This is a genomic window from Neobacillus drentensis, from assembly GCF_036965645.1.
Classification (GTDB): domain Bacteria; phylum Bacillota; class Bacilli; order Bacillales; family Cytobacillaceae; genus Neobacillus; species Neobacillus drentensis_D.
The window spans coordinates 1-1,948 of record NZ_JBALPZ010000229.1 but is presented as its reverse complement, the minus strand read 5'-3'; the positions used below and the strand labels follow the sequence as shown (position 1 = coordinate 1,948).

The 1,948-nt window shown below is 31.3% G+C and carries 4 protein-coding genes; 3 read left to right on the top strand and 1 reads right to left on the bottom strand.

Annotation, left to right across the window (positions count from 1 at the left end; genetic code table 11):
* Window positions 1–284: 284 nt before the first annotated feature.
* Window positions 285–488: a helix-turn-helix domain-containing protein gene (locus V7266_RS29040; RefSeq protein ID WP_335472687.1), complete on the bottom strand. Its 204-nt coding sequence runs from the start codon at window positions 486–488 to the stop codon at window positions 285–287.
* Between the two features lie 156 nt (window positions 489–644).
* Here V7266_RS29040 and V7266_RS29035 point away from each other — a divergent pair, with 156 nt between their 5' ends.
* The 3 genes from V7266_RS29035 to V7266_RS29025 all read left to right on the top strand — a co-directional run bounded on the left by V7266_RS29035 (window position 645) and on the right by V7266_RS29025 (window position 1,757).
* Window positions 645–962: a hypothetical protein gene (locus tag V7266_RS29035; protein ID WP_335472686.1), complete on the top strand. Its 318-nt coding sequence runs from the start codon at window positions 645–647 to the stop codon at window positions 960–962.
* Window positions 963–1,009: 47 nt separating this feature from the next.
* Window positions 1,010–1,252, top strand: a complete 243-nt coding sequence (locus tag V7266_RS29030; protein ID WP_335472685.1) for a hypothetical protein — start codon at window positions 1,010–1,012, stop codon at window positions 1,250–1,252.
* Between the two features lie 331 nt (window positions 1,253–1,583).
* Window positions 1,584–1,757: a hypothetical protein gene (locus V7266_RS29025; RefSeq protein ID WP_335472684.1), complete on the top strand. Its 174-nt coding sequence runs from the start codon at window positions 1,584–1,586 to the stop codon at window positions 1,755–1,757.
* The last annotated feature ends 191 nt before the right edge of the window (window positions 1,758–1,948 follow it).

Genomic DNA, 1,948 nt, shown 5'->3' with positions numbered 1-1,948 from the left:
ACGGAATTGTTTTCCGGTTAGCCTAGTGAGCAATCCGTGAGCATTTTGTGAGCAATTGTGAACAGAAAATAAAGCTCTTATCTGTTTGTATATCCTATTATTGACGGTGCTAGTATCAGCAGCGTCTTTTTTTTTTATAAACCTTCTCAGGCTTCATATATGTGCTTTAGAGTGATTTTAGAATAAGGAATGTATTTGTACCTGAAATAGAATTAAACGACTGAAATCAATGAATAGACTACTCAGCATAAAAATAAGAGCCACTGTTATAGTTGGCTCTTTTGTTATTCATCTTTAACATAAACAATTACTTCTTCAATAGGACAATCTAACACACGACAAATATTATCTATAACTTGCATAGAGACATATTCATCTTTACTGATTTTTGCAACTGTAGCAGAGGATACTTCAATTAGTTTTTGTAGATCAGTTTTAGAAATTTTTCGTTTGTGTAAGGTAGACATCAAAGGTGCGTAAGAAATCATATCTTTCTCTCCCTTAGTATAAAAAGATTATCTTTACTTCATTTTAACATATCTTTAGAAAAGTAAAAATTATTTATTGACTTCTGATTCTGCTAACCATAACATCTTTAGAAAGTTAAAGATTTCATAACAAAACTAAAGGAGGTATTTACTAAAATGAAATCGATTAGAGTTGCAGCAAATCATCTAGATGGTTACACAGTAATAATTGGCTACTTAATAGATGAGGAGAATGCAATTGTTTTTGAAAACAATCAAGTTTGGCTAACAAGGGTAAAAGAAACAGATAACGACCTTTATGAATCCATAACTAACATGTCTTTGCTTGGGAAAATTCCGAAATTCAACTATTCATTAGAAGATTACTTAAAAAGACTAGTTAAACATCTTAAGAATACTTCAATGTTCAGTTACATCGTCCAGAAACACTTTTATGATGACCAAGATATAAATTTTAATATAACAAACATTTAAAATAAATGGCTCTCTTCGGGGAGCTAACTAAAGGGAGAGGTTACATAATGTCAAATTTACAAACTGTTGAAAAGCAAAAATTCGAGGTTTTCACTACGATTCAGGTTCCAGTATCAATCAGCATTGAAGCAGAAAGCTATGAAGAAGCAGAAGTTTTAGCAAGTTTACAATTACATGCACATGCTATTCATCAGATCATGATGACTTTAATCAATCACAAAGGGGAAGTAGTAATTCCTACTATCCATAACTGGGAAACTGATTCATTCGAGGTTATAGAACAGGATTAATATCGGGGAGTCATTTCTCCCCTTTTTGGGGAACCAAGGGAGATAATCATGTTAGTAAGTCTTGATTCATACAAGATGGAAAAACAGTATGAAGATTATTATTCAAAGTTGGCGACATCGTGCTCCCTACATACCAGCAAACACAGCATTGATTTCCGTAAGGAGTACACTTTAGCCTACATTAAATTGTTAACTGATCAAATAAATAAGGGAAATTAAGATTATGACAATATTTTTTGCTTTCTTCTAAATCTTTACATTTGTCTTAGGGCTTTATTTTGGAATGGATTCTAAAAATGAGTTATCTGATTCAAAGGGAGGAATGGAGTAGGTGATGAAGAAGGATATTACTCACCGCATAGCATATTACACTAAAAAAATTGCTGAAAAAGGATCAATTCATCCTTCTAAGAAACAACCTAGAGCTTACACATATCGTAGTCAACGATTGATGGCTTATAAAAGGATCATGCATGAATTAATTGCAAAAAAAGAGACTCCCTAACAAAATAGAAGTCCAAAGTGTAGTGATTTATTAAAAGGGGGTTAATTATTTTTATTATATTCACCTTTAGAATTGTTAAAAAGAGGAAATAGAACCATAGATTGCTAGTCTAAATTATCTAAAAATTTTTTAAAAAGACTCTTGACACAAAATTTCTAATTTTTAAAGAAAATTTGATTACAGTATTAATC